We start from the raw sequence: 716 nt of genomic DNA, 5'->3' as shown, positions 1-716 counted from the left end.
ACAAAGCCAAAATCTTTGAGCCAGACCACTTGACCCTGATGGAAATCTGGCAATAAACGCAGTTGAAACCATTGTCCTTTTTCTGGGGAAACCTTACGGTTACAGTCGATACCAAACATAAATCGAATACCATATTTTCTTATGGTTTTTAGATTTCCAGTCGATGAATACCAACTATCACCTGTAATAAATTGAATCTTTGCACCCCAACCGAGTACTTCACTTAACATATCCATAAAGTAATCATTCTTGGTTTTACTTTCAGATTTGTCATAAATTCGGAAATTAATTGGAATATTTTGACCATTTTGATCTGTCGCATACAAGGTAATGAGATTAATACCCTTGACGGATCGGTGGTGTTTGCCTGACCAAAAATAGCTAACTAAGTCCATATGTTGACTATATGGTTTATCTAAAACAGTATCATCAATACTGGCTATAAGTTTGTTATTATCAATATGTTGAATTGATTCTTGATATAGGTCGTGAGGTGTGTAATCTTCACGCTCTAGAAAGCGATTTACACTATCATGCGAGATATTATAAGTCTCGGCAAGTTGTGTGCAGCTAATAGAGTTCGGTTCTGTCATGAGAAAGCCCATATAAATGGGTAGAGTACAAGTTGCTGTAGAAGCATGTTTAATTCGTCTGATCACAGATACTTTATAAAGTATTTTAGTACTTTTTTGAATTCGTCAATGCGTAAGTCCTAA

The 716-nt window shown here is 35.5% G+C and carries 1 protein-coding gene; it reads right to left on the bottom strand.

Annotation, left to right across the window (positions count from 1 at the left end):
* The coding region (locus tag CDG56_RS16755; protein WP_143225745.1) for a transposase at nucleotides 1–659 on the bottom strand (659 nt) is incomplete at its 3' end.
* Between the last annotated feature and the right edge of the window lie 57 nt (nucleotides 660–716).

Source organism: Acinetobacter sp. WCHA39, assembly GCF_002165385.1.
In the GTDB taxonomy this organism is placed as follows: Bacteria; Pseudomonadota; Gammaproteobacteria; order Pseudomonadales; family Moraxellaceae; genus Acinetobacter.
The sequence above is the reverse complement of the archived record's forward strand: the minus strand, read 5'-3'. Positions and strand labels throughout refer to the sequence as shown.